Source organism: Aureimonas jatrophae (assembly GCF_900104035.1).
GTDB lineage: Bacteria > Pseudomonadota > Alphaproteobacteria > Rhizobiales > Rhizobiaceae > Aureimonas > Aureimonas jatrophae.
This window is the reverse complement of sequence record NZ_FNIT01000011.1, coordinates 18,417-42,071: the sequence shown is the minus strand read 5'-3', so window position 1 is coordinate 42,071 and position 23,655 is coordinate 18,417. Positions and strand designations below refer to the sequence as shown.

The 23,655-nt window shown below is 69.2% G+C and carries 17 protein-coding genes; 10 read left to right on the top strand and 7 right to left on the bottom strand.

Features of this window, described 5'->3' with window-relative positions:
• Positions 1-3 precede the first annotated feature (3 nt).
• The 3 genes from BLQ76_RS18275 to BLQ76_RS18265 form a co-directional block, all read right to left on the bottom strand.
• Positions 4-942, bottom strand: a complete 939-nt coding sequence (locus tag BLQ76_RS18275; RefSeq protein WP_090676373.1) for a nucleoside hydrolase — start codon at positions 940-942, stop codon at positions 4-6.
• 100 nt (positions 943-1,042) lie between these two features.
• Positions 1,043-3,865, bottom strand: coding sequence for an EAL domain-containing protein (locus BLQ76_RS18270; RefSeq protein WP_170842656.1), 2,823 nt, complete (start codon positions 3,863-3,865; stop codon positions 1,043-1,045).
• A gap of 124 nt (positions 3,866-3,989) precedes the next feature.
• The gene (locus BLQ76_RS18265) at positions 3,990-5,513 is read right to left on the bottom strand and encodes a FecR domain-containing protein (RefSeq protein ID WP_090676367.1); all 1,524 of its coding nucleotides are present in this window, start codon (positions 5,511-5,513) and stop codon (positions 3,990-3,992) included.
• A gap of 402 nt (positions 5,514-5,915) precedes the next feature.
• Between BLQ76_RS18265 and BLQ76_RS18260 the strand changes: the two genes are divergently transcribed.
• On the top strand, positions 5,916-7,001 hold the full coding sequence (locus BLQ76_RS18260; RefSeq protein WP_090676365.1) for a GGDEF domain-containing protein: 1,086 nt from the start codon (positions 5,916-5,918) through the stop codon (positions 6,999-7,001).
• Positions 7,002-7,078: 77 nt separating this feature from the next.
• Here BLQ76_RS18260 and BLQ76_RS18255 read toward each other — a convergent pair whose 3' ends face one another.
• Positions 7,079-8,125: a LacI family DNA-binding transcriptional regulator gene (locus BLQ76_RS18255; protein WP_090676363.1), complete on the bottom strand. Its 1,047-nt coding sequence runs from the start codon at positions 8,123-8,125 to the stop codon at positions 7,079-7,081.
• Positions 8,126-8,241: 116 nt separating this feature from the next.
• Between BLQ76_RS18255 and BLQ76_RS18250 the strand changes: the two genes are divergently transcribed.
• Genes BLQ76_RS18250 through BLQ76_RS18235 form a run of 4 tightly spaced genes read left to right on the top strand, consistent with a single transcriptional unit; the run spans position 8,242 to position 13,454 of the window.
• Complete coding sequence (locus BLQ76_RS18250) at positions 8,242-9,267, top strand: ABC transporter substrate-binding protein (protein ID WP_090676470.1); 1,026 nt, start codon at positions 8,242-8,244, stop codon at positions 9,265-9,267.
• A 60-nt stretch (positions 9,268-9,327) separates the two neighbouring features.
• Positions 9,328-11,568 (top strand): ABC transporter permease, encoded by a 2,241-nt coding sequence (locus BLQ76_RS18245; protein WP_090676360.1) that lies wholly within the window; start codon positions 9,328-9,330, stop codon positions 11,566-11,568.
• Entirely contained in the window at positions 11,565-12,629 is a 1,065-nt protein-coding gene (locus BLQ76_RS18240) for an ABC transporter ATP-binding protein (protein ID WP_090676358.1), read from the top strand. Before BLQ76_RS18245 ends, BLQ76_RS18240 begins: the two co-directional genes overlap by 4 nt.
• Positions 12,630-12,638: 9 nt before the next feature.
• Entirely contained in the window at positions 12,639-13,454 is an 816-nt protein-coding gene (locus BLQ76_RS18235) for an inositol monophosphatase family protein (protein WP_090676356.1), read from the top strand.
• Between the two features lie 58 nt (positions 13,455-13,512).
• Here BLQ76_RS18235 and BLQ76_RS18230 read toward each other — a convergent pair whose 3' ends face one another.
• From BLQ76_RS18230 to BLQ76_RS18220, 3 genes are all read right to left on the bottom strand, one after another.
• Positions 13,513-15,186 (bottom strand): Na/Pi cotransporter family protein, encoded by a 1,674-nt coding sequence (locus BLQ76_RS18230; RefSeq protein ID WP_090676353.1) that lies wholly within the window; start codon positions 15,184-15,186, stop codon positions 13,513-13,515.
• A gap of 158 nt (positions 15,187-15,344) precedes the next feature.
• Positions 15,345-16,985, bottom strand: a complete 1,641-nt coding sequence (locus BLQ76_RS18225; RefSeq protein ID WP_170842655.1) for an ABC transporter permease — start codon at positions 16,983-16,985, stop codon at positions 15,345-15,347.
• Positions 16,985-18,052 (bottom strand): ABC transporter ATP-binding protein, encoded by a 1,068-nt coding sequence (locus BLQ76_RS18220; RefSeq protein WP_090676349.1) that lies wholly within the window; start codon positions 18,050-18,052, stop codon positions 16,985-16,987. The genes BLQ76_RS18225 and BLQ76_RS18220 overlap by 1 nt, the downstream gene beginning before the upstream one ends.
• Before the next feature lie 133 nt (positions 18,053-18,185).
• Here BLQ76_RS18220 and BLQ76_RS18215 point away from each other — a divergent pair, with 133 nt between their 5' ends.
• The 5 genes from BLQ76_RS18215 (at position 18,186) to BLQ76_RS18200 (ending at position 23,550) form a co-directional block, all read left to right on the top strand.
• Complete coding sequence (locus BLQ76_RS18215; RefSeq protein WP_090676348.1) at positions 18,186-19,172, top strand: extracellular solute-binding protein; 987 nt, start codon at positions 18,186-18,188, stop codon at positions 19,170-19,172.
• 87 nt (positions 19,173-19,259) lie between these two features.
• Positions 19,260-20,276: a hypothetical protein gene (locus tag BLQ76_RS22235; RefSeq protein ID WP_170842654.1), complete on the top strand. Its 1,017-nt coding sequence runs from the start codon at positions 19,260-19,262 to the stop codon at positions 20,274-20,276.
• Positions 20,273-21,124, top strand: coding sequence for a DeoR/GlpR family DNA-binding transcription regulator (locus BLQ76_RS18210; protein WP_170842653.1), 852 nt, complete (start codon positions 20,273-20,275; stop codon positions 21,122-21,124). The genes BLQ76_RS22235 and BLQ76_RS18210 overlap by 4 nt, the downstream gene beginning before the upstream one ends.
• Positions 21,125-21,164: 40 nt before the next feature.
• The gene (locus BLQ76_RS18205) at positions 21,165-21,593 is read left to right on the top strand and encodes an NUDIX hydrolase (RefSeq protein ID WP_244519716.1); all 429 of its coding nucleotides are present in this window, start codon (positions 21,165-21,167) and stop codon (positions 21,591-21,593) included.
• Between the two features lie 850 nt (positions 21,594-22,443).
• Positions 22,444-23,550: an MFS transporter gene (locus BLQ76_RS18200; protein WP_090676343.1), complete on the top strand. Its 1,107-nt coding sequence runs from the start codon at positions 22,444-22,446 to the stop codon at positions 23,548-23,550.
• Positions 23,551-23,655 lie beyond the last annotated feature (105 nt).

Sequence of the window (23,655 nt, the reverse complement as noted above, 5' to 3'; positions counted from 1 at the left end):
GGCTCAGGGCAGGCGCGCGACGCGCTCGGCGAGAAGCGCGTAGAAGCGGTCGCTGTCGCCCGAGCGCACGAAGAAGCAGTTGTGCGCGCGGTCCGTCACGCCCCAGTAGTCCACGACCGTCATGCCGCGCGTCAGCGCGCTCGCGCACTCGATCTCGCAGTTCGCCGCCCGCCCCTCGAAGATCGTGGGTTCGAGCAGGAAGGCGGTGACGCAGGGGTCGTGCAGCGGCGCGCCGTCCCAGCCGTATTTCTGGAGGTCGTAGACTTCCGAGAAGCGCAGCATGGCCGCGACCGCCGCGCCCGTCCTGTTGCCGATCCGCTCGAAGGCCTGGATGCGCGCCTCGGTGGAGCGCATGCCGTGCGTTGCATCGAGCGGCAGGACAGTGATCGGCGCGCCCGAGCGAAAGACGACGGCAGCCGCTTCCGGATCGACATAGATGTTGAACTCGGCGGCCGGCGTGATGTTGCCGACCTCGAAATAGGCTCCGCCCATGAGCACGATGCCCTCGAGCCGCCCGGCGATGTCGGGGGCTTTCAGAAGGGCCAGCGCGACGTTGGTGAGGGGTCCGAGCGCGGCGATCGTCACGCTTCGCTCGGGCCGCGAGCGCACGGTCTCGATGATGAAGTCGGCCGCATGGCCCTCGCGGAGCGGCATCGTGGGTTCGGGCAGGTCCGGCCCGTTCAGACCGGTCGAGCCATGGACGTGCTCGGCGGTGACGAGGCCACGCGTGAAGGGACGGTCGGCGCCGGCATAGACGGGCAAGTCCGCGCGTCCGGCCAGCTCGGCGATGCGCCGGGCGTTGCGCTCGGCATGGTGGAGCGGCACGTTGCCGGCGACCGCCGAGATGCCCAGCACCTCGATCTCCCCGGGCGAGCCGAGAGCCGTCAGGATCGCAACGGCATCGTCCTGTCCGGGATCGGTGTCGAAGATGACGTGGCGCATGAGACGGTCTCCGGTTCTGGGGGTCCGGCTCCCTAGCATCTCCGGTCCCCGAAGGCGAAGCGACGCGCGCAGCCGGCCACCCCAGCGAGACGCCGGCGATCTAGCCGTGGGCGCGGCGCCGATGCGCGTCGTTGCGCGAACCGATCGGATCGAAGGATCCGGCCGACAGCGTTTGGACAGCCCGCAACCGGTCGAGAGGCCGTGAATACAGGTATCCCTGCACCTCCTCGCAGCCCATGTCGCGCAGCCATTCGGCCTGGGCCAGCGTTTCCACCCCTTCCGCGATCACCCGGAGACCCAGGCCGTCGGCCAGCGCGACAACCGACCGCAGGACGGCCTCCGAAGGGCGGCTGCCCGGAAGATCGGCCACGAAGCTCCGGTCGATCTTGATCTTGCTGATGGGAAACCGGTGCAGGTAGCCGAGCGACGAGTAGCCCGTGCCGAAATCGTCCAGCGCGAAGGTCACGCCCATCGCCAGGAGTTCGGAGAAGGTCCCGGCGAGCCGCTTGTCCTCGCCGACAAAGGCGGACTCGGTGATCTCGAGCTCCAGGCGTCTCGGATCGAGGCCGGAGCCCTCGAGCGCCGCGCGAACGGCTGCGACGAGGTCGCCGGCGACGAGCTGGATCGGCGACACGTTCACGGCGACCTTCGCGCTCGCCGGCCAGGCCTGCGCATCCCGGCAGGCGGTTCGAAGGACCCACGCCCCCAGCTCGTGGATCACGCCCATCTCCTCGGCCACGGGAATGAACTCCGCCGGCGATACGAAGCCGCGTTCGGGATGGTGCCAGCGAAGAAGCGCCTCGGCTCCGGTCCAGGTGCCGTCCGACAGGCGCGCCTGCGGTTGATAGACGAGTTCGAAGGTCTCGGCCTCGACCGCCTCGACAAGGTCCCGTTCGAGTGCCAGGCGCTGGAGGCGCGTCCCGTCCATGACGGAATCGTACCAGACGATCGAACCGGTCCCGGTCCGCTTCGCCTGATACAGGGCGACGTCGGCCTGCCGCCGCAGGACGGATGCGTCGCGGCGGGCATCGCCCGCCCCTGCAAGGCCGATACAGATGCCGATCCCGACGCGGTGCCCGTTCACGTCGAAGGGCTGGGCGATCCGCTCGACGATCCGTTCCGCGACGAGGCGTGCGGCTACCGGATCCGCGGTGCGCAGGACCGCGAGGAACTCGTCTCCTCCGAGCCGGAACAGGCGGGCATCGCCGGGCAGGACTGCGCCAACGCGTCTGGCAGCCTCCCGCAACACGGCATCTCCCGTGGCATGGCCGAGGGCGTCGTTCACGCTCTTGAACCGGTCGAGATCGAAGGCCATCAGCGTGACGGGTCCGTCGCCGCCCAGCATGAGATCGAGTTCGGTATCCAGCGCGCGCCGGTTGGGAAGATCGGTGAGACTGTCGTGCAGGGCCGCATGGCGCAGGCGCTCCTGCGCCTCCTCGCGATCCGTGACGTCGCGCAGCGTGATACTGGCGTAGCGCGTTCGCGTCGCGTCGCCGCGACGCCAGTGCGAGCGCTCCATCCAGAACGGAACGACCGCGTACTCGACGATCCGCGACGTGCCGTCGATCGGGACGCGCGTCATGCCGCGCTCGGCGATCGGGCGCTCCGCGGTCTCGTCCGCCTCGAGCGATGCGGTCCGTAGCGCCGAGCCGACCGCATCCGGCAGATCGGCCGCCATGCCGGTTTGTGTCGTTTCGGGCCAACCAAGCAGGACGCGGGCCGCCTCGTTGAAGCGGACGATGCGCTCCCCCTCCTGCACGATGACGACGGCATCGAACCCGTCGACGACGACCCGCTCCAGCAGGCGGCCGGTGTTGCGCGTCTCGATACCGGCCGCCCACAACCGGATCTTGCGCAGGTCGAACTCCCGCAGGAGACCCCAAACCGCAAGCGCCGCGAAGGTCCCAAGAAGCGCTGCGGTCTGGGCCACGACGGCGAACTCGACGTAGAACCCGATCGCCACGGCCTCGGTCGCGACCATCGCGCCCAGGAGAACCATCAGGAGGGATCGAAGCGAAACCCGCGCGACAAGCCAGCCGCCGAAGCCCATCAAGACCGCCAGAAGCGGAACGGAAGGCGTCCAGGGCGACAGGGCCCGGTCCTGCAACAGCGTTTCCGCCGCAAGGGCGATCACGGTCGACCCCGAGACGATGCCGGCGCGAGGAACCGGGAAGAGATCGTGGAGTTCGATCGCGGTGGCGCCCACGATCAGCGTCTTCCCCGCCAGCGATCCGTCCTTCAGGCGCCCGCCAAGGAGATCGGCAACCGAAAGGCGCGGGATCGAGGCGGCCTCGATCGCATGGTCGATCAGGAACTCGCCCCCATCCACCTGGCGATCGGCAAGGACCGCGGGCATGGAGCCGACCGTCTCGCCCCCGATGTCCATCGACCAAGGAAAGCGCCGGATGCGCCCGTCCGCGTCGACGGGAACGTTGATCGAGACGGGCCAGGCCGCCGACAGCAGCGGCTCGATCGGCATCGAGGCGCGGGTGCGTCCCGAAGCCGGATCGGTCTGGACGAACGCGGCCAGAAACGTTTCCAATCCCGAGGTCGCCAGGGCCTGCGCGAAGGCGGCGTCCTCGTCGGGCCTCGATGCGGCGGAGAAGTCGACGTCGAAGGCGATGCGCGCAGCCCCGGCTCGCGCCGCGGCCTGCATCAGATCGCCGTAGAGGTGGCGTGGCCAAGGCCAGATACCCACCTCGGCCAAGCTTCCGGCATCGATGTCGACCAGCACGATCTCGCCGGTCGCCGGTCGATCGAACCCGCCAAACCGGGCATCCGACAGCCGGCGGTCAAGCGACGCGATCAGCCCGGACTGACCGGCGATGCAGAGACAGATCGCCAAGCCCGCAAGCGGTGCACCATGCCGGAACCACGCAGCCGCCCTTCGTGAGACACGGGCCAAGACGTCATGGCTCAACATCTCGGCGCCGTTCCTTCCGGTGCTGCGATCCATCGCCGGCGACGGCCGTGGCCGCAGCGTCGTGTCCGGGTCGGCTCTCGACAGGACGCCGGACCAGGGGCCCGGCGCGTTCGGTTCCTGCGGGTCACTTGGTGCCGAGGCTCAAGCCCCCGCGCGAGCCGGTGTCGGAGCTGTTTCCGCGTCCCCGCCCGATACCGTCCACGACGTCGCGTCCGATGTTGACGATATCGCGCCCGATACCGCCCAGTCCGGGACGGGTCTTGTCCTTGTCCTTGTCCTTGTCCTTGTCCTTGTCCGGGCCGTGGCCTGGACCATCGCCCGCACCGCCCTTGTCGTCCGGGCCGCGCCCGTCCCCGCCGGGCCCCGGCCCCGCCGGACCCGGCCCATCGCCACCGGGACCTTTGCCGTCCGGCCCACGGCCCGGGTTGTCTGCGCCTTGGCCCTTTCCATCCGGTCCGCCGCCGGGTCCGCCGGGACCCTTGCCGTCCGGACCGCGCCCGGGACCATCACTCCCCGGGCCAACGCCGTCCGGCCCACGACCGGGTCCATCGCGATCGGGTCCCTGGCCGTTCGGGCCTCGACCCGGTCCGCCGGATCCGGGCTCCGCCCCGCCCGGCCCCACACCGCTCGGGCCACGTCCGGGGTTGCCGGTCGAGGTATCGCCCCGGTCCGGACCTCGTCCCCCGGTTCCCTGGTCGGGCCCGTTCGCGTTCGGAGAAGGAGACGTCGCCGTCTCGGCACTCCGCGTCTCCCGCTCGCTTGCCGCGGCTGCGGACGCTTCCGGGTTGGCGCCGGCATTGGCATCGCGCGCCGACCGATCTCCACCGCCGCCGTTCAGGCCGCCGCCGAAGCCACCGAAGCCGGAGGACCGGGACGAGGTCGATGACCGGTCCTCGTCCGCGGACGGCACACTCGCGGCAAAGCCGAACGAACGGGTGGCGACATCGCCGCCGACCGTCGCGTTCGTGGTTCTCGACGCCGCGACACTCGCCCTGGCCTGCTCGGCGGCCTGCGTCGTGCGGAAGCCTTGCAGGGTTTGGCCGACCGGCGCGACGCTCGGCGCGGAGGGCTTTCCGGGCGACGGCGCGGGCGCCTGCGGGCCCGCCGTCTGCAGACCGGCCGACCGGGTGGAAACGCTGGCGCGCTGCCCGGCCGCTATGCCGGCGGTCTCGCCGCTCCGCAGATCGCGCACCTGCACGAGGCCCCGGTTGACCGAGATACGCGTATCGGTCTTGGCGACGTTGACGCTGAAGGCCGTGCCCTTGACCACAACCGCCATGAACGGCGTCTGCACCGTGAAGTGCGGGCTGGCCCGCTTCTCGACGTCGAACTCGATCGTGCCGACCTGCTGCTGCACCTCGGTCTTGGAACTGAAGAAGGACTTGGGTCTGACCGCCGCGATGCTTCCCGGACCCAGGGTCATCACGTTGTTGTCGGCCGACAAGCGGATGCGCCCGTCGGCTGCGGTTGCGATGGTCAGGCCTTCCTCGACCGATGCGCCAGCCTTCAGTTCGGTGCGCTGGCTGGAGCTGCCGATCGACCACGCCGTCCCGGTCACGCGCTCCACCAGCCATTCGCGCGCCCATCCGACGTCGGCCTGGACCATTCCAACCAGGAACACGACAAGCGCGGCGAAACGGACGTCCATGCAAAACCTCCCGATAGAGCCGCAAGGCTACGCCGCGAGACGATAACGACGATCTAACGAAGCGCTTCGAAACGGATCGACCGTCGAAGATACCCGGTCACGGCAACAGGGGCCCAACCCTCCATCGGGCAACGCCTGGGGTCGCGGATCGCCCTCCTTGCACCCCTCGTTGCAGGATGACGCCGGCTTGCCGGCTCCTGCAGGGCGAACAGCTTGGCCATGACCGCAATCCGTTCGGCCCGCATCGACGCCCGGCAACCCGGACAGCCCTTGCGTTTGGGGTGGAGGACTAGCGCATCGGCCCTCGCCTCGGGCAGCCGGACGGCGATGGCGGGGGTGGGCGGAAACGAGCCGTTAACGAGAGCTACGTAGTTTTCCCATGACGCTAGGGAACGCTCTGGTATGACGCGGACGAACATACCGGCCTACCGAGCCCTGCCCGACGAGGTCGTCGCCGACCTGACGGCCCGCATGTACGAGTCGCGCACCGGCGTTCGATGGATGGTCCTCATCGCCATCGCGCCCACGGTCGCCGCCGTTCATCAGTCGCCGTCGATCAGCATGGTGCTCGGCGCGATCGCGGTCTGGCTGGCGTGCGCGGTGCGCATCGCCGTGGCGGAAGGCTATGCGCGGTTCGGGGAGCGCTCGCAGTCGCGGCGCACCCAGATCCGCTGGCAGGCCGCGTATGGTGTCGGGGGCATCGGACTGTCGCTGGCGTTCGCCGCCTTCACCTCGCTGGTTATTCTCGGCGGCGACGCGTCGATGCTGAACTGGGCGCTCGCGACCGCGGTCGGCATGGCCTACGGCCCGATCCCCTATGTCGCCCTCCAGCCCAAGATCGGCTACCTGCAGACGACGATCCCTCTCGCCATGCCCGCGGCCTTTCTGGCGATGCTGGACGACACCACCAGCACGTATCTGGCGGTCTCGATGCTCGCCGGCATCATATCGGTGCTCGGACACTGCCGCTTGCAGTACGCCCGAGCGGTCGAGGCCCTGCTCGACCGCCGTTCCGTGGAACGCCTGGCCACGACGGATCCGCTGACCGGCCTTTGGAACCGCCGCCAGCTCGAAGCGGTCGTGCGGCAGGCGCTCAACGAGAAGCTCGGCGGCCTCCACTGGCTCGGCATCGACCTCGACCGGTTCAAGTCCGTCAACGACACCTTGGGGCACGAGGCCGGCGATCTCGTCCTGTGCGCTGTCGCAAGGCGTATCGCAGCGATCGTTGGAGAGGACGCGTTCGTGTCGCGCGTCGGCGGCGACGAGTTCGTCGTGCTTCTGACCGGCGACCGCGACCGGGCTCGACGGCTCGCCGATCGGATCTCGGACGCGATCCGGCAGCCGATTCCGGTGCCGCAGGGTACGGCGCGCATCGGCGCGAGCGTCGGCACCACGGCGATCTGCTCGCACGACACGATCGATGAGATCGCGCGCCGGGCGGACGAGCGCATGTATGCGCGCAAGGCCGGAACCCGGCGCGCGGCCTGAGCCGGCGATCCGGATCCGTACCGGGGATCCGGGCTCCGTAGTTCGGCGCTTCCGGGACGGCCCCGGAGCGATGCGCGCTAGAGGGACCGCGCGACCGACGACCGCCAAACCAGCGGCGCCTCGAACACCCTGTCCGCGGGCTCCTCGACCGTCCCGCCCGCGACGACGCGCACCGTCCAGTCCGCGATCTCGGCGACGGGCTGGCCGAAGGTCGTCAGGTCGTAGGACGCCCATCCGGCCTGTTCGATGTCGTCGAACCCGATGACGCCGACGTCGTCCGGCACGCGGCGCCGGAAGCGGTGGCGCGCGGCGTCCATGACGCCGCAGGCCAGAAGATCGGTCACCGCAAAGACGGCGTCGGGCGGCTCGGCCGACGAGAACAGCGCCGTTCCGGCCTGAAGACCGCTCTCGTAGGCCGTCGCGCCGCCTTCCCAGACATGGACCTCGACGCCTGCCTCACCGGCGGTGGCAAGGAAGCAGTTCCGCCGGGCCGTGAGGCTAGGCGTCCCGACCCCCGAGGTGACGAGGGCGAGACGTCGATAGCCCGCGTGAAGGAAAAGGGTCGCGGCCGTGCGGGCGGCGCGGGCGTTGTCGACCGACAGATTGACCGTGCCGGGCAGGTGGTCGTTTCGATTCAGAAGCACCAAGCGCTGGCCGCTGTCGAGGCAACTCTGCGCGATGGAGCGATAGGGCGTGCCGGAAAGCACGACCGTCGCGTCGGCGCGGTAGTTGAGGGTCTGCCGCAGCGCCCCTTCCACGTTGCCCGACGCCCGCCCCGCGTTGAGCACCATGACGACCTTGCCCGCCTCCTGCAGCCGGCGCGACAGGTTCTCCAGAAGCCGCGAGAGGTAGGGTGTCTGGATGTCGGCGACGACGAGGCAGACGATCCCGGTCTGCTGGCGCATCAGGCCCCTGGCCAGATGGTTCACATGGTAGCCGAGTTCGGCCGCGGCCGCCTCCACCTTGGCGCGCGTGTCGGGCGCGATGCTGGCGCCGGGGGTGAAGGCCCGCGAGACGGCGGAGCGCGAGACCCCGGCCCGTCGCGCCACCTCCTGCGCGCTCGCAAAGGCGGGCCCCACCGAAGGGCGCGTCGTCTTGCTCAGGTCCCCGCCCCTTCCCTGCATGGCCGTGCATTCATCCGAGACACAGGATTGCAGGGTCATGCGCAGTTGACAATCCTCCGCCCGCAGTCGAGCTTGCACACGAGTGCAAAACGTTCACGATGCTGGGAGGCTCGATCATGCGCACCAAACTTCTCGTCACCACCATTCTGTTCGGCGCCTTGGCTGCCGCCCTGCCCGCCCGAGCGGCGGGCACGCTGAATCTTGTCTGCGCCGCCGACGTCAAATGGTGCGAGCTGATGGAGCGGGAGTTCGAGGCCAGCCACGACATCGATGTGAACATGGTCCGCATGAGCTCCGGCGAGGCCTATGCCCGCCTCCGGGCCGAAGCCCGCAACCCGAAGACCGACGTCTGGTGGGCCGGCACGGGCGATCCGCACCTGCAGGCGGCCGACGACAACCTGACGCTGGAATACAAGTCGCCCATGCTGGACCAACTGCAGCCGTGGGCCCAGAAGCAGGCCGAGGTCTCGGGCTACAAGACGGTGGGCGTTTATTCCGGTGCGCTCGGCTGGGGCTACAACACGCAGATCCTGGACAAGAAGGGCCTGGCTGCGCCCGCCTGCTGGAAGGATCTCACCGACGCGAAGTACAAGGGCGAGATCCAGATCGCCAACCCGAACTCGTCGGGTACCGCCTATACGGCGCTCGCCACGCTCGTCCAGCTCATGGGCGAGGACGAGGCCTTCGCCTACCAGAAGGCGCTGAACGGCAACGTCACGCAGTACACCAAGTCGGGCTCCGCCCCCGTGAAGGCGGCGGCGCGCGGCGAAACGGGCATCGGCATCGTCTTCATGCACGATGCGGTGGCGATGACGAAGCAGGGCTTCCCGGTGAAGACCGTCGCCCCGTGCGAGGGAACGGGCTTCGAGGTCGGCTCGATGTCGATCGTCAAGGGCGCCAAGAACCTCGAGAACGCCAAGGTCTTCTACGACTGGGCGCTGTCGCCCGAGGTTCAGTCCAAGGCCGCCGAGGCCGACAGCTTCCAGCTTCCTTCCAACAAGAGCGCCACGGTGCCACCCGAGGCGCCCAAGCTCGATCAGATCAAGCTGATCGACTACGACTTCGCGAAATACGGCAATGCGGACACGCGCAAGGCGCTTCTGGAGCGCTGGGACCGCGAGATCGGCGCCTCGGCCAACTGATCCTTCGCCGGCGGGCGCCGCTCAAGGCCCCGCCGGCCCACCTTTCGGGAGGATCCGTCGATGGATTCGCGCGCTCGCCGGCTCGATGGTGCGCTGGCCCTTGCCCTCGTCGCCTTCGCCATCCTGCCCTGGTACGGGCTGGAGGGCGGCATCTGGTCCCTCGGCTGGGCGAGCGCCTGGCCCTTCTCGGCGGACGCGGCACCGGGCCTCCTTCAGATCGGGCTGCGATCGGCCCTATGGCTGGTGCCGCTGGGCCTGGCGATCGCCGCGGGCGTCGCCCTGCGCTTCGTCGCCCCCGGCGAGCGGCGGGGACGATGGCTCGCGGCCGTCGGCGGCATCGGTCTGGCGTTCCTCGTCACGGAGGGTCTGGCGATCGGCTACGGCGGCTGGAACTGGAGCGGCTGGGAGCGTCTCTTCGGCCCCCTGGACGACGGCCAGCCGCCCTTCGGCCTCGGCGCCGTCACCCTCGCCCTCGCCTTCCTCCTGTTCCTCGCCTTCGGGTTGGCCGAGCGCGGGCGCCTGCGGGGCGATGCCTTCGTCCTGTCGGCTATCGCGCTGGTCGTCGCGCTCGTCACCGCCTTCGTCCTTTATCCGCTGGCGAGCCTGTTTGCCGGCGCCTTCCAGGCGCTCGACGGCTCCTTCGACGCCTCGAGCTTCCTGTCGAACATCCAGGACCCGTCGATCTGGTCGCTCGCCTGCCTCACCGGTTCCGGCCATTGCGGCCTCGCCTGGCGCACCGTGACGCTCGCGATCTGCACCGGTCTCGGTACGACGATCCTCGGCCTCGCCTTCGCGCTCGTTGCGACCCGCACCGCCTTTCCGTTCAAGCGGCTGCTGCGCCTTCTCACCATCCTCCCCATCATCACGCCACCCTTCGTGATCGGCCTGGCCCTGATCCTCCTGTTCGGCCGCTCGGGCGTCATCACGCAGGGCGTCCTCGCGCTGACCGGGTTAGACGGCGGACGCTGGCTCTACGGCCTGCCCGGCATCTGGATCGCGCAGATGCTGAGCTTCACGCCGATCGCCTTCATGGTGCTGATCGGCGTCATGGAGGGCATCAGCCCCGCCATGGAGGAGGCCGCGCAGACCATGCGGGCCGACCGCTGGCGCACGTTCTGGACCGTCACCTTTCCGCTGATGCGCCCGGGCCTTGCCAACGCGTTCCTCGTCGGCTTCATCGAGAGCATGGCCGACTTCGGCAATCCGCTGGTGCTCGGCGGCAGCCACGGCGTCCTGTCGACCGAGATCTTCTTTGCCGTGGTCGGCGCGCAGAACGACCCGGCCCGCGCCGCCGTGCTCGCGCTCGTCCTTCTGGGCTTCACCCTGTCGGCCTTCTTCCTGCAGCGCCTGTGGCTGCGCGGGCGCAGCTACACGACCGTGACCGGCAAGGGGGACTCGGGGCGCCACGCGCCGCTCGACCGCAGGCTGCGCGCCGTGGTGGTCGCCGTCGTCTCGGTCTGGGTGCTCTTCACGCTGACCGTCTATGCGATGATCATCGCCGGCAGCTTCGTGCGGACGCTCGGCCTCGACAACACGCTGACGCTGGACCACTACGCCAAGGCCTTCTCGGTCTCGGCTGGGGACAGCGGCCTTCTGTGGACCGGCGTCGCGTGGGATTCGTTCTGGACCACGATGGAGATCGCCCTCATCGCCGCCCCCCTCACGGCGCTGGTCGGCCTCCTTTCGGCCTACCTTCTGGTGCGGCAGCGCTTTGCCGGCCGCGAGGCGCTGGAGTTCGTGCTGATGCTCTCCTTCGCCATCCCCGGCACGGTGATCGGCGTGTCCTACGTCCTCGCCTTCAACCTGCCGCCGATCGAGATGACCGGCACCGCGCTGATCCTCGTGATCTGCTTCGTGTTTCGCAACATGCCGGTCGGCGTGCGCGGCGGCATCGCGGCCATGAGCCAGCTCGACCGCAGCCTCGACGAGGCGTCGCTGACGCTCGGCGCCAACTCCTTCACGACGCTCCGGCGCGTCGTGCTGCCGCTCCTGAAGCCGGCGATCGTCGCAGCGCTCGTCTATTCCTTCGTGCGCTCGATCACCTCGATCAGTGCCGTGATCTTCCTCGTCAGCGCCCAGTACAACATGGCCACCTCCTATATCGTCGGCCTCACCGAGAACGGCGAGTACGGCGTCGCCATCGCCTATTCCGCCGTCCTGATCGTGGTGATGGTCTGCGTGATCGGCCTGTTCCAGCTCGTGATCGGCCAGCGAACGCTGCGGCGCGAGACGCGCAACACGGCGCCGGCTGCCGCCGCACCCATTACCGCCGCCACGCTGTCCGAGGAGTCGCCCGCATGACCAGCCCAACCGCCAAGGGATCCGTGCGCTTCGAGGCCGTCGAGAAGCGGTTCGGGTCGGTCGTCGCCATCCGCCAGCTCAGCTTCGACATCGAGCCGGGCACGCTGGTCACGCTGCTCGGCCCTTCCGGCTGCGGCAAGACCACGACGCTGCGCATGCTGGCGGGCCTCGAGCAACCGACGGCGGGGCGCATCCTGATCGGCGGGCGCGACGTCACCAACCTGCCCGCCAACGAGCGCGACGTCTCGATGGTGTTCCAGTCCTATGCGCTGTTTCCCCATATGAGCGTCGGCGAGAACGTCGCCTACGGCCTACGCTCGGGCGGCAGCTCGAAGCGCCAGGCGCTGGAGCGCGCCCGTGAGGGGCTTGCCCTTGTCGGCCTCGAAGGGTTCGCCGAGCGCCTGCCGAGCGAGTTGTCGGGCGGGCAGCAGCAGCGCGTCGCGGTGGCCCGCGCACTCGTTCTCGAACCCCAGGTCCTCCTCCTCGACGAGCCGCTGTCCAACCTCGACGCCCGGCTGCGCCGGCATGTGCGCACCGAGATCCGCGAGCTCCAGCAGCGCCTCGGCTTCACCGCCGTCTACGTGACGCATGACCAGGAGGAAGCGCTGGCCGTGTCCGACCGGATCGTCGTCATGAAGAGCGGCGAGATCGCGCAGGCCGGCTCCCCACGCGAGCTCTACGAGGCGCCCGCCTCCTCCTTCATCGCCGACTTCATCGGCGAGGCGAACGTCGTTCCCTGCGAGGTGGCCCGTGCCGGGGACGGCGGGCTCGAAGCCCGTCTCGGCGGCCTGCGCCATCCCATCCGCGCACCCGCCGCGCGCGAGGGCGCCGCCCAGCTCGCCATCCGCCCGAACGCCATCACGCTCAGCGAGCCCGGCCCCGGCCGGCTCGACGGGCGCGTCGCCAGCGCCGCCTATCTCGGCGACCACATCGAATACGAGGTGGAGACGGCGCTGGGACGCCTCTTCGTCGTCGACACGGCCATCGAGACCGTGCGTCCCGTCGCCAGCGACATCGGCATCGGCCTGCACGAGCGCGGCGTCGCCCTGATCCCTGCCTGAAAGACCATCATGCCCGACACGATCGAACCCACCCGGACCGCCGTAGCCGACCGACAGAGCCTGGCCGAGACCATCGCCCGCGAGGGCGGGCGCGTCGCGCTCAGCTACTTCCGCGACCGCTCCCGCCTGACGATCGATCAGAAGATGAACGGGCAGGATGTCGTCTCCATCGCCGACAAGGAGGTCGAGACGCTGCTGCGCGAGCGCATCGCGGCGCGTTTTCCGACGGACGGCCTGCTCGGCGAGGAATACGGGCTGCAGGAGGGCACGTCCGGCTTTCGCTGGGTCATGGACCCAATCGACGGCACGAGCCCCTTCGTCTTCGGCATCCCCGCCTGGTGCGTGTCGATCGCCGTGATGGAGGGCGATCGGATCGTGGCCGGCGTGATCTACGCCCCGACCACGGACGAGCTCTACTCCGCGCGGCGCGGCGGGGGCGCGACGCTGAACGGGCAGCCGATCCGCGTCTCCGACACGGCGACGCTTCAGACCGGCGTTCTCGGCCTCGGCGCCAACCATCGCGTTCCCAGCCGTGTCGTTTCCGACGTCGTCGGGCGGCTCCTGGACGAAGGCGGCATGTTCATCCGCAACGGATCCGGCGCGCTGATGCTGGCCTATGTCGCGGCAGGGCGGCTTGCGGCCTACTGGGAGCCGCACATGAACGCCTGGGACTGCTTTGCCGGCTTCGTGCTGGTCGAGGAGGCCGGCGGCTGGATCGTCGATCCCGCCGGGTGGAGCGGCCTGATGGCCGGAGGCCCCGTGATCGCAGGGTCGCCTGGCACGAAGGCAGACCTCTTGCGCATCGTGGCAGCCGACGCGGCCTGAGGGTCCGCGCCTTCGCCGAGACGGCGCGACCCGGACGACATCCCCGAACGCTCCAACCCTAGTTCGAGACCACGCTCGACGGCAGGCCGCTCGCTCCGTGCCGGACCCGGCTCTCCACGAGAAGACCTTCGGCGTCCATGATCGGATGGGCGACCGAGGCGATATGGGCGTTGATGCGCTTGAGGTCGCGCAGGATGTCGAGATGGAGGGAGCTGGTCTCGATGCTCGCCCGCCGGTTCTCGCGCAGTCGCTGGAAGTGGCGCGCGGCGGAGGTCTTCTCGATCTGCCGGACCGTCAGCTTGGCGTCCATGAGGCGACGGGACAGGTCGAGGTCGCGGGTGACGAAGATGGTCTGCGCCATGCGCAGGTTCTCGATCGTCGTCTCCATGAAGCTGTCGAGTTCGCGAAAGCCCTCGTCGGAGAAGCGCAGATCGAAGGCCACCATCTTGCCGATCTCGGGGACCAATCCCTTCTCGATGATGTCGCCGATATGCTCGAGGTTGATCGCGTAGTCCACGATCTCGGCCGAGCGCTCGTGCGCCTTATCGGAACCCTCGTCGTGGCTGATCTGGGCAATGTAGATCTTCACCGCCTGCTGCAAACGGTCGACGTCCTTCTCCAGCGGCTCGATGCCGCGCAGGAACGTGGGGTCCCGCTGGCGAAAGGCGTCCCGGACGTCGCACAGCATCTTCTCCACGAGATCGCCGACGCCCAGAACCTCGCGCGTCGCGCTCGCCAGGGCCACGACCGGCGTCGAAAGCTCCGTCGGATCCAGAAACTTCGGCGCGTTCCGCTCCTGAGGGGTATCGGGGAGGAGGCGCCGCATCAGGCGGGCCAGCGATCCCGCAAGCGGCCAGGCCGCAAGCGCCAGCGCGAGGTTGAACAGGAGGTGGACGTCGACGGGCAGGTTCGGTCCGGCCAGGCCGAGGTTCGTGAGCGCATCGCCGAGCCGGTCCGCCAGAGGCAGCACCGCGAGGGTTCCGCAGCCTCGCACCACGAGGTTGCCGAGGACCACGCGACGGGCCGCCATGGGAGCACCCGAGGTCGCCAGTACCGGCGGGATCGCCCCGCCGAGATTGGCCCCCAGCACCAGAACGACGACCAGGCCGTCCGACAGGATCCCAGCGGCGGCGAGCGCGGTGACGAGGATGACGACCGCCAGGCTGCTCGCCGCCGCAAGGGCCAACCCGGCCGACAGCAGGAGGGCGACGGGCCAGGCGTCGTCCAGAAGGCCGATAAAAGCGGCCAGAGCCGGCGAGGCGCGCATCGGCTCCGTCGCAAGGCTCAGGAGATGCAAGGACAGGAGCAGCAGCCCGACGCCCATCAGGGCGATGCCCGCGCCTTGGCGCGGGCCCGCGCCGTTGCGGCGCAGCGCGAAGCCGAGAAGGAGCAGGACCGGCGAAAGCCACGCGATGCCGGCCGCCACGATCCAGGCCGTCAGAGCCGTGCCGATGTTGGCGCCCAGCAGGACGACCTGGGCCATGCGGGGTTCGACGAGGCCCCGCTCCACGAACGAGGCGGTCATGAGGCCGGTCGCCGTCGAGCTTTGCAGCGCGAGCGTCGCGCCCAGTCCCGACAGGAGCGCCCGCCAGGAGCGACGCGTTCCCGCCGCCAGGACGGCTCTCAGCCGCCCGCCGAAGGCCTGGAGGACGCCCTGCTTGACCTCCGCCAGCCCGAACAGGAGCAGGGCCACGGCGCCTGCAAGGTTGATCATGACGATGACGGACTGCATGGCGGCTTCACGAGGGATCGAATGCGTGAGGAAGCGGCGGGACGCGATCGGGAGGGCCAAGGCCGCCCGGCCCCGAAATTCGGGCCGAAAAGGAGCCTTTCAAAGTCGCAGATGATGGCGGGCCTGGAAAGGCGGAGCGGACGGACTGCCGGGCCGCCTCACAGCAGCGCGCGCTCGTCGCGCCCCAGAAACACGAAGGCCGCGTAGACCGCCGTGCCGCTGACCACAAGAAGGATCGTGGATAGGGCGGCCGCCGTCCCGAAGTCGCCGTCGAGGATCAGGAGGTAGATGCGCACCGGCATGGTCATGGTGCGCCCGACATAGAGCACCAGCGACGAGGACAGCTCGTTGATCGCGGTGACGAAGCTCAGCATGGCGCCCGCCACGATGCCCGGCGCGATCAGGGGCACCGTGATGCGCCGGAAGGCCTGGAACGGACTGTAGCCGAGCGAGACCGCCGCTTCCTCCAGGCTCGGGCCGATCTGGCGCAGCGCGGTCGCGGTGGTGCGCACCGTGTAGGGAAGGCGCCGCACGAAGATCGACAGGATGATGATCGCAGCCGTTCCCGTCAGCACCAGCGGCCCGGTGTTGAAGGCCGCGATATAGGCGATGCCGATCACGATGCCGGGCATGACGTAGGGGATCATCATCGCGCCATCGAGCGCGGAGGTACCGAGCGTCGTGCGCCGCGCCACGAGACAGCCGATCAGCGTGCCGGCGAGCACGATCAGCACGACGGCGATCGCCGAGAAGCTGAGCGAGTTCCACACGACGTCGCCGAGGCCGTAGACGATGCGCTCGTAGCTCTGGAGCGCGAAGCCGGACTGGAAGACCGGGCCGCTCGTGCGGCGGAACGAGTAGATCACTGCGATGATCGCGGGCAGCGCGCCCAGAAGCGCGATGACGTAGACCAGCGCGTGGACGGCGACGTTCCGCCAGCCGCTGAGCTGCCGCCGGTCCGGCTTGTTGATCATGTTGCCGTGGTAGACGTTGCGCCGCGACATGTAGCGCTGGGCGAGAACGAAGATCATCGACAGGGCGACGAGCACGACGCTGATCGTGGTCGCCATCGAAAGGTTCGAGCCGATCTCGGCGGAGTAGAGCGTGAAGGCCTCCGTGGCGAGCACGTTGAAGCCGCGCCCGAGAAGGCGCGGCGTCCCGAAGTCCGCGATGGCATGGATCAGGGCGAGAAGGCTGCCGGCCGAAAGGGCGGGCAGAACCAGCGGGAACGAGACCTTCAGGGTACGCTGCCAGGGGGTGAGGCCCAATCCCTCCGCCGCCTCCTCCAGCGAGCGGTTGACGTTGGCGAGCGCGCCGGACGTGAGAAGATAGACGTAGGGATAGAACTTCAGCGAGAAGACCGCGAGGATGCCGCTGACCCCGTAGAGGGTCGGGATCATGATCCCGACCTCGCGCAGACCGGTTCGCACCAGCCCGCCCGCGCCGAACAGGATGATCCAGGAATAGGCGCCGATGAAGGGCGGCGAGACGAGCGCCAGGATCGCGAGGAGCGAAACGAAGCGCCCGCCGCGGATATGGAAGCGCGACAGACAGAAGGCCATCGCCGCGCCCAGGAGGAGCGCGCCGATCATGCCGCCGAAGCCGACGATCAGCGTGTTCAGGAAGGCCCTGTGGAACCGCGTCTCGGTCAGGAAGGCGGCGTAGTTCGCCAGCGTCGGCTGACCGGCGCCGTCAAAGAAGCTCGACAGGAGAACCGAGCCGACCGGCACCAGGAGGAGAACGAAGAGCAGCACCCAGGCGAAGGCCAGGACGCCGTTCCAGAAGGACAACCGCGCCATCATGCCCCTCCCCGCGCCGCGACGCGCCGCCCTTCCCCATCAAATCCCATGAGAGCCTCTCGCCCGACCGCCACGGCGACCGTCGCGCCGGCGGCGGGAACGGCGACGCGCGACGGGTTCACGACATGAACGATCAGGTCGCCCGCCGGTGTTCGCAGGTGAAGGTGCGCTTCGCGGCCGAGATAGGTGCATTTCGACACGACGCCCTCGAGCGCCGCCGTATCGGCCGCGCCGGACGAGACGAGACGGATGTCCTCGGGACGGATCGTCCAGGTGACGCCGTCGCGGTCCGCAGCGCCCAGATCGAGCCGCTGCAGAAGATCGGCGAGTGCCGGTCCGCGCTCCAGCTCGTTCAGGGTTCCCACGAACCGGGCGACGAACAGGGTCTGCGGATCGCCGTAGATCGCTTCCGGCGTGCCGACCTGCTCGACATGGCCGTTGCTCATCACGCAGATCCGGTCGGAGATGGCGAGCGCCTCCTCCTGGTCGTGCGTCACGTAGATCGTCGCGATGCCGACACGCTGCTGGATATCCCGGATCTCCTCGCGCAGCTCGATGCGCAGCTTCGCGTCGAGGTTCGACAGGGGCTCGTCCATCAGGAGCAGGCGCGGGTTGATGACCATCGCGCGGGCCAGGCCGATGCGCTGCTGCTGGCCGCCCGACATGGCGGCCGGCAGCCGATCGGCGAGCGCGGCGAGCCGCACCGCCTCCAGCGCCTCCGGGACGCGGCGGGCCACCTCTGCGGGCGGAACCTTGCGCGGCTTCAGACCGAAGGCGACGTTGTCGAAGACGGAGAGGTGCGGGAAGACCGCATAGTCCTGGAAGACCATGCCGATGTCGCGCTTGTGCGGGGGCACGCTGGTCAGGTCGATGCCATCCACCGCGATGGTGCCCGACGTCAGCGGGTTGAAGCCGGCGATGGCGCGCAGAAGCGTCGTCTTTCCGCAGCCGCTGGGGCCGAGCAGCGTGAAGAACTCGCCGCGCCGAACGTCGAGCGAGACGCCGCGCAACGCCGTGGTACCGCCCGCGAAGCTCTTGGTCGCGTCCCGAACCTGCAAGTACGCCATGAGACCCACCTCTCCTCCGCAGCACCCAACATGTTCGTAACCGCCGCTTATATTTTCATGTTGCAACACGAACAGCGTTGAGACAACAATCGATGCCAAGGATATTTGACTTCGAACATTTACGGGAGGAACCATGTTTCGAAGACGTACAGTTCTGGGCGGAATCTTGGGCGTCGCGCTGTCCGGCGTCTTCGCGGCACCCGCGCTCGCGCAGGAGAAGTCGGTCGTCGTCTACACGGCCCATAAGGCCTCGATCGTCGATACGCTTCTGCCGATGTTCGAACAGGAAACCGGCATCCGCGCCGAAGTGGTGAAGCTCGGCTCGAGCGACATCGCCCGCCGCGTACGCGCCGAGGCGGGCAAGCCCGCCGCCGACGTGATCTGGAGCGTCACCGGCAGCCAGCTCACCGAGTATGCCGATCTTCTCGAGCCCTACCAGCCGAAGGAGATGGACAAGGTCGATCCGCAGTTCGTGGAAAGCCCGGCCTGGACCCCTTACACGGCCGTGGTCTACGTCCTGGCCGTCAACACCGAGCTGCAGCCCATGGACGGCGCGCCCCGGACCTGGGCGGCGCTGGCCGATCCGCAATGGAAGGGCCAGATCGCCTCGGCCCGCGCCGACGGATCCGGTTCGGCGATGCAGCAGCTGCAGACGGTGCTGACCGTGTTCGGCGACAAGGGTTGGGACGAATACGCGAAGATCGCCCGGAACTTCGTGTTCACCGACTCGTCCGGCGCGGTACCCCGCTTCGTAGCCGACGGCGAGACCAGCATGGGTCTCATGCTGGAGGACAACGCGCTGGAATACGTGCGCGGCGGCGCGCCGATGGAGATCGTCCATCTCGAGGACGGCACGGCGGCGACCCCCGACGGCATCGCCCTCGTGAAGGGCGGCCCCAACACCGACAACGGCCGCGTCTTCATCGACTGGGCCATGTCCAAGGCGACGCAGGAGCGGCTCGTCCAGGACATCGGCCGCCGCTCGGTGCGCACCGACGTCTCGGGACCCGAAGGCACGCCGCCGCTGACCGAGCTCAAGCTCGTCGAGGTCAAGCCGCTCGAGGCCTTCGGCGGCGCCGACGCGGTGCTGACCAAGTGGCGCCAGGCGATCGGCGAGTAGGCTCGTCCCGCCGCATTCCTACCGGAGCCTCCGGCGGCGCGACGCCGGAGGCTTTCGACTCGACGGCTCCTTCGACATGGCCCTGTGATGCATCTGGAAGCTTTCTCGCGCGGCAAGCGCCTCGACCATCCCGAGACCAACGAGGACAGCTTCGTGGTCGTGGAGGGTGCCGGCTACGCCGTGATCGACGGCGTGACCGACCGCAACGGGACGCGCTACGACGGCATGCTGTCGGGTCGCTTCGCATCGCGCCGCGTGAAGGCCGCGACCGAGCGCTTCCTGGTCGCCCAGCGGGATCGAAACGCCGCCCCCGAGTTGCGCTACACCGGGCCGGACAGCTTTGCGCGCTACCTGACGGCCAGCCTGCGCGCGGGCTATGTGGAAACCGGCTCGCTGGACAGGGCGACGGCCGACTGGAGCGTGCGCGCCAGTTGCACCATCATGGCCGTCATCCAGTTCGACGACCGGTTCGAGATGGTGGCGGTCGGCGACAGCGGGTTGCGGGTCAACGGCCGTGAACTCGTCCAGTCGCTCAAACCCCTCGACGACGTGACCGGCATCCTGCGGCGCGAGGCCTGGGCGCTCCTGGCGGAGCGCGGCTACGGTCGCGAGCGCTGCGCCGAGCTCTCCTCCTTTCTGACCTGGAACGGCACGCGTCCACCCTCCCCCGGTCCCTTGGGCGACGAGATCGCTCTTGTCGGCGAGATCGAGGCCCGCGCGCTGGACGCCTGCCGCGCACACCTGCCGGACGCGCCGCAATGGGAGCTGGAAGACCTCGTCCGGCGCGGCATCGCGCATGGCCAGGGCGACTTCGTGAACACGACCGAGCGTGCTCTGGGCTACGGCTGCCTCGACGGCTTCGAGATCCCGTCCGCCTTTATCGACCACCGCGTCTGGCCGGTCGAGGAGGTGGAAACGCTGGAACTGTTCTCGGACGGATACTTCAAGCCGGGCGAGGGCTTCGGCATCGCGGCATGGGAGGCGGCGTTCCGCGAGGTCGAGACCGCGGATCCCGACAAGCTCGGCCGCTTTCTCAGCACCAAGGGCACGACGGCGGGCATCATGACCGACGACCGGACCTATCTGGGCGTGCGCTTCGCATGACCGGGGCCGGCATGCCGCTCACGGAAGCCGAAGCGCGGGGCGACGACGAGCGCCTCGCCCCGCGGGCGCTCGCCCGTCAGCGCGAGATCGTGGAAGCCGTTCAACGCCGCGGCGCGGTTCCCGTCGCGGACTTGGCGGAGCGTTTCGGCGTCACGCACCAGACCATCCGCCGCGACCTTCGATCACTCGAGGAGCGGGGCGCCCTTCAGAAGGGTTTCGGGGCCGCCTTCGCGGCGCCGGGCGTCGCGCGCCATGTCCACGACGAGCGCCAAGCGACGCTGATCTCGGTCAAGCGTCGGCTGATGGAGGGACTGGAGGAGTTTCTCCAGCCCGGCTCCACCGTGTTCGTCGGCCTCGGGACCACCTTCGACGACCTGCACGAGGTGCTGTCCGGACGGCCGCGTCTCCTGATCGCAACGCCCAACCTGACGGTCGCCCATCGCTGCGCGCTCCACACCGAGGCGACGGTCTATGTCTATGGCGGCTACGTGCGCCGAAGCGACTCCTGCGTCCTGACGCTGGGCGAGGACCCGAGCCGGCATCGCTTCAAGTTCGACGTCGCGATCCTCGGCGCGAGCGCGATCGACGACGAGGGCTCGATCCTGGAATACGATCCGCTGGAAGTCGGGCTCGTCCACGATGTCCTGCGACACAGTCGCAAAAGCGTTCTCGTCGCCCATCACGAGAAGTTCGGAAACACGGCGCCTCATGTCGTGGCGGCCTTGTCGGACATGGACGCCGTTCTGACGGATCGCGACCCGCGGGACCGCCTGCAGCAGGACGTCGCCATCCGCGACCTGCGGATCGTGGCGGGAGACGAGAGCGCGCCCCGGCGGACGGGCCGGTGAGCGGGTGGGGGCACAGCGCTATTCCCACCAGGTCGCCGCCGTGCCCATTCGCCTCGACCAGGATCGGCGGGCCGAAGTCTGTCTCGTGACCTCGCGCGGCACGGGCCGGTGGATCATCCCGAAGGGCTGGCCCATGAAGGGACGGCGCGACGACGAGGCGGCCGCGATCGAGGCCGAAGAGGAAGCGGGCCTGGTCGGCTCGACCCTTCGCGTTCCGATCGGCTCCTATACCTACTGGCGTCGCACGCGCGTCGACTTCCGGCTGACGCGCGTCGACGCGTTCGCGCTGCGGGTGAAACGCCAGAAGAAGCGGTGGCGGGAGCAGGATCAGCGCCGCATCGTCTGGCTTCCGCTGCTGGAAGCTGCGGACGCCGTGCTGGAGCCGGAGCTCAGCACGCTTCTGATCGGCATCGCCGGCAACGCCAAGGCTTGCGACTTCCTGGGACGCGGCAAGGGCATCCACTTCTGACCACCATCCGTGACCGGGCCGCCGAGCCGGAAGCGGTTCCTTTCGAGCCGGTTCGCGACGCTCCTGCAGGGTGCCGGAACAGCCCCTCAAGGAAGCCCCGTCCGGGTTGGATGGCCGTCGGGATGCGGGATGCGGCTGTTCCGGTATCGCACGGTTCGCTTCCTGACCAAAGCCGCTCGCGTGCTCGCGGCAACGCGCTCCTTGCCGCGGCCGGGGCGGACATGCGGGCTCGCGACGGCGCGTCGCGATCGGGCGGGTCAACGCGCGCAAGCCGCTGGCCTTCCGGTTCGGCGAGCCGCTCGTCGAACCTCGACGCAGAACTGCGTGCCGAGTTGCGCATCGGGATCGCGTGCCTTCGTCGCCCGCTCGGCCGCGCGTTTTTCCAGCCATCCGCTGCCCGAGCGCGGCTGCGACGGCGCGTGGTTTCCAGCGGAGCCGGCTGCGCGAGGCCGTGAGCGCTGTATGTCATTGAGACGAGGCCGCAGGGCTCGTGCGCCGGCAATCCGGCATTCCACCGCCGGCGCCAGAAGGGTGGGAACCGCTTCGCCGGGCTCACGGACCGGCGGCGCATCGCAACCTGCGACGCCCCCATGTGGCCACCGCATCGTCGCGAGCCTCTGCATCGCAACGCGCGCGGTCTGCCGGGTCCGATCCAGCGGGTCCCGATCCGTGTCGACGAGATCGGCAAGCTGCGCTTTCCTTGATTGCGGCAACGCCTCGACGTACCGTCGCGACCGTGAGGTAACGTCCTCATCCCGTCGCGGGAAGCAATGTCCGGGAACGGCCCGGCCCAAAGAGGGGCCGGTGCATGGTCGGGTTGAAGACAGACGCCGCGAACAGGTCTTTCGCGTTGACGCGCTGGTTCGCCTCGGCCGCCACCCTGACCGTCCCGCAGGCCGCCGGGCCGGTGGCGTTCTCGCTTCTCGCGTTGCTGCTGACAGGCGACGCCAGCGGTGGGGCGGCCCTCATCCTCGTCATGACGCTGGCTCAGGTGGCGGGCGCGATCCCGATCACCCGTCTGGGCCGCAGGCGGCCCGCGGCCGGGTTCTTGCGCTGGTTGATCGCGATCCGCACGGCATCTCTTCTGGTGCTCGCCGTTCTGGCCACGGCGGATGTTGCCTTCGCCTGGCTCTATCCGTTGGCCGCCCTGGCCGGCTCGGTGAACGGCGCGGCCTACGGTTTCCTGCGATCCATCCTGAACCAGCTGACGCCCGCCTCCAACCTGCCGCGCGCGCTGGGCGTCTCGGCGACCCTCAACGAGGTGACCTTCGTTCTTGCCCCGGTCGCCGCATCGGGCCTCGGCACCCTTTCCCCTGTTCTCGGCATCGCCGCGCTTGCGCTCCTGGGCGCGCTCCCGGCTCTTCTCGTACCATCAACGGGACCCGTTTCGGTCGAAGACCCCTTGGACGGCGGTACCTCCGTGCTCAGTCCGTCGATTCTCCTGTGGCTGACCTGTTCGGCCGCCGGCAGCTCCGCCATCGCCGCGATCGAGATCGGAGCGGTCGCCCTGGCGCTGTCCTTCGGGTATGCGCCCGCCTCCGCCATCCTCTTCACGGTACCGCTGTGCCTGGCCTCGATTGCGGGCGGCGTCTGGGTGAGCGTGCGCAACCAAGCGCCCTCGCGCCGCGCCGTCGTGGCGTTCCTGAGCGTCATGACGCTCGGGGCGGGACTCGCCGCGCTTCATATCTCGCTGGCGGTGACGATCATGGGCGCGGTCCTGATCGGAGCGGTTCTGGCCCCGCTGGCGACCACCTACTCGCTGGTGCTCGACCGGTTGGCGACGCCGGCCCAGCGTCCGGAGGTGTTCGCCCTCTTGCGCACGTCGAATGCGACCGGAGTCATCCTGGCCAGCGCCACGCTCACCGCCACATCGCTGTCGACGGCGCTGATCGTCGTGACAGCCCTGGTGCTCGCGGTCACCCTGACCGTTGCGCTCGGCTCGGCCGACCAGCCCTGACCGATCGGTCGCTATCCTCCTGCGCGGGCCATCACGCATCCGTCTCGGGAAGCGTGCCCTTTGGGCAGGCACCACGTCGATGGTTCGAACTAGGCTTCGCGGACC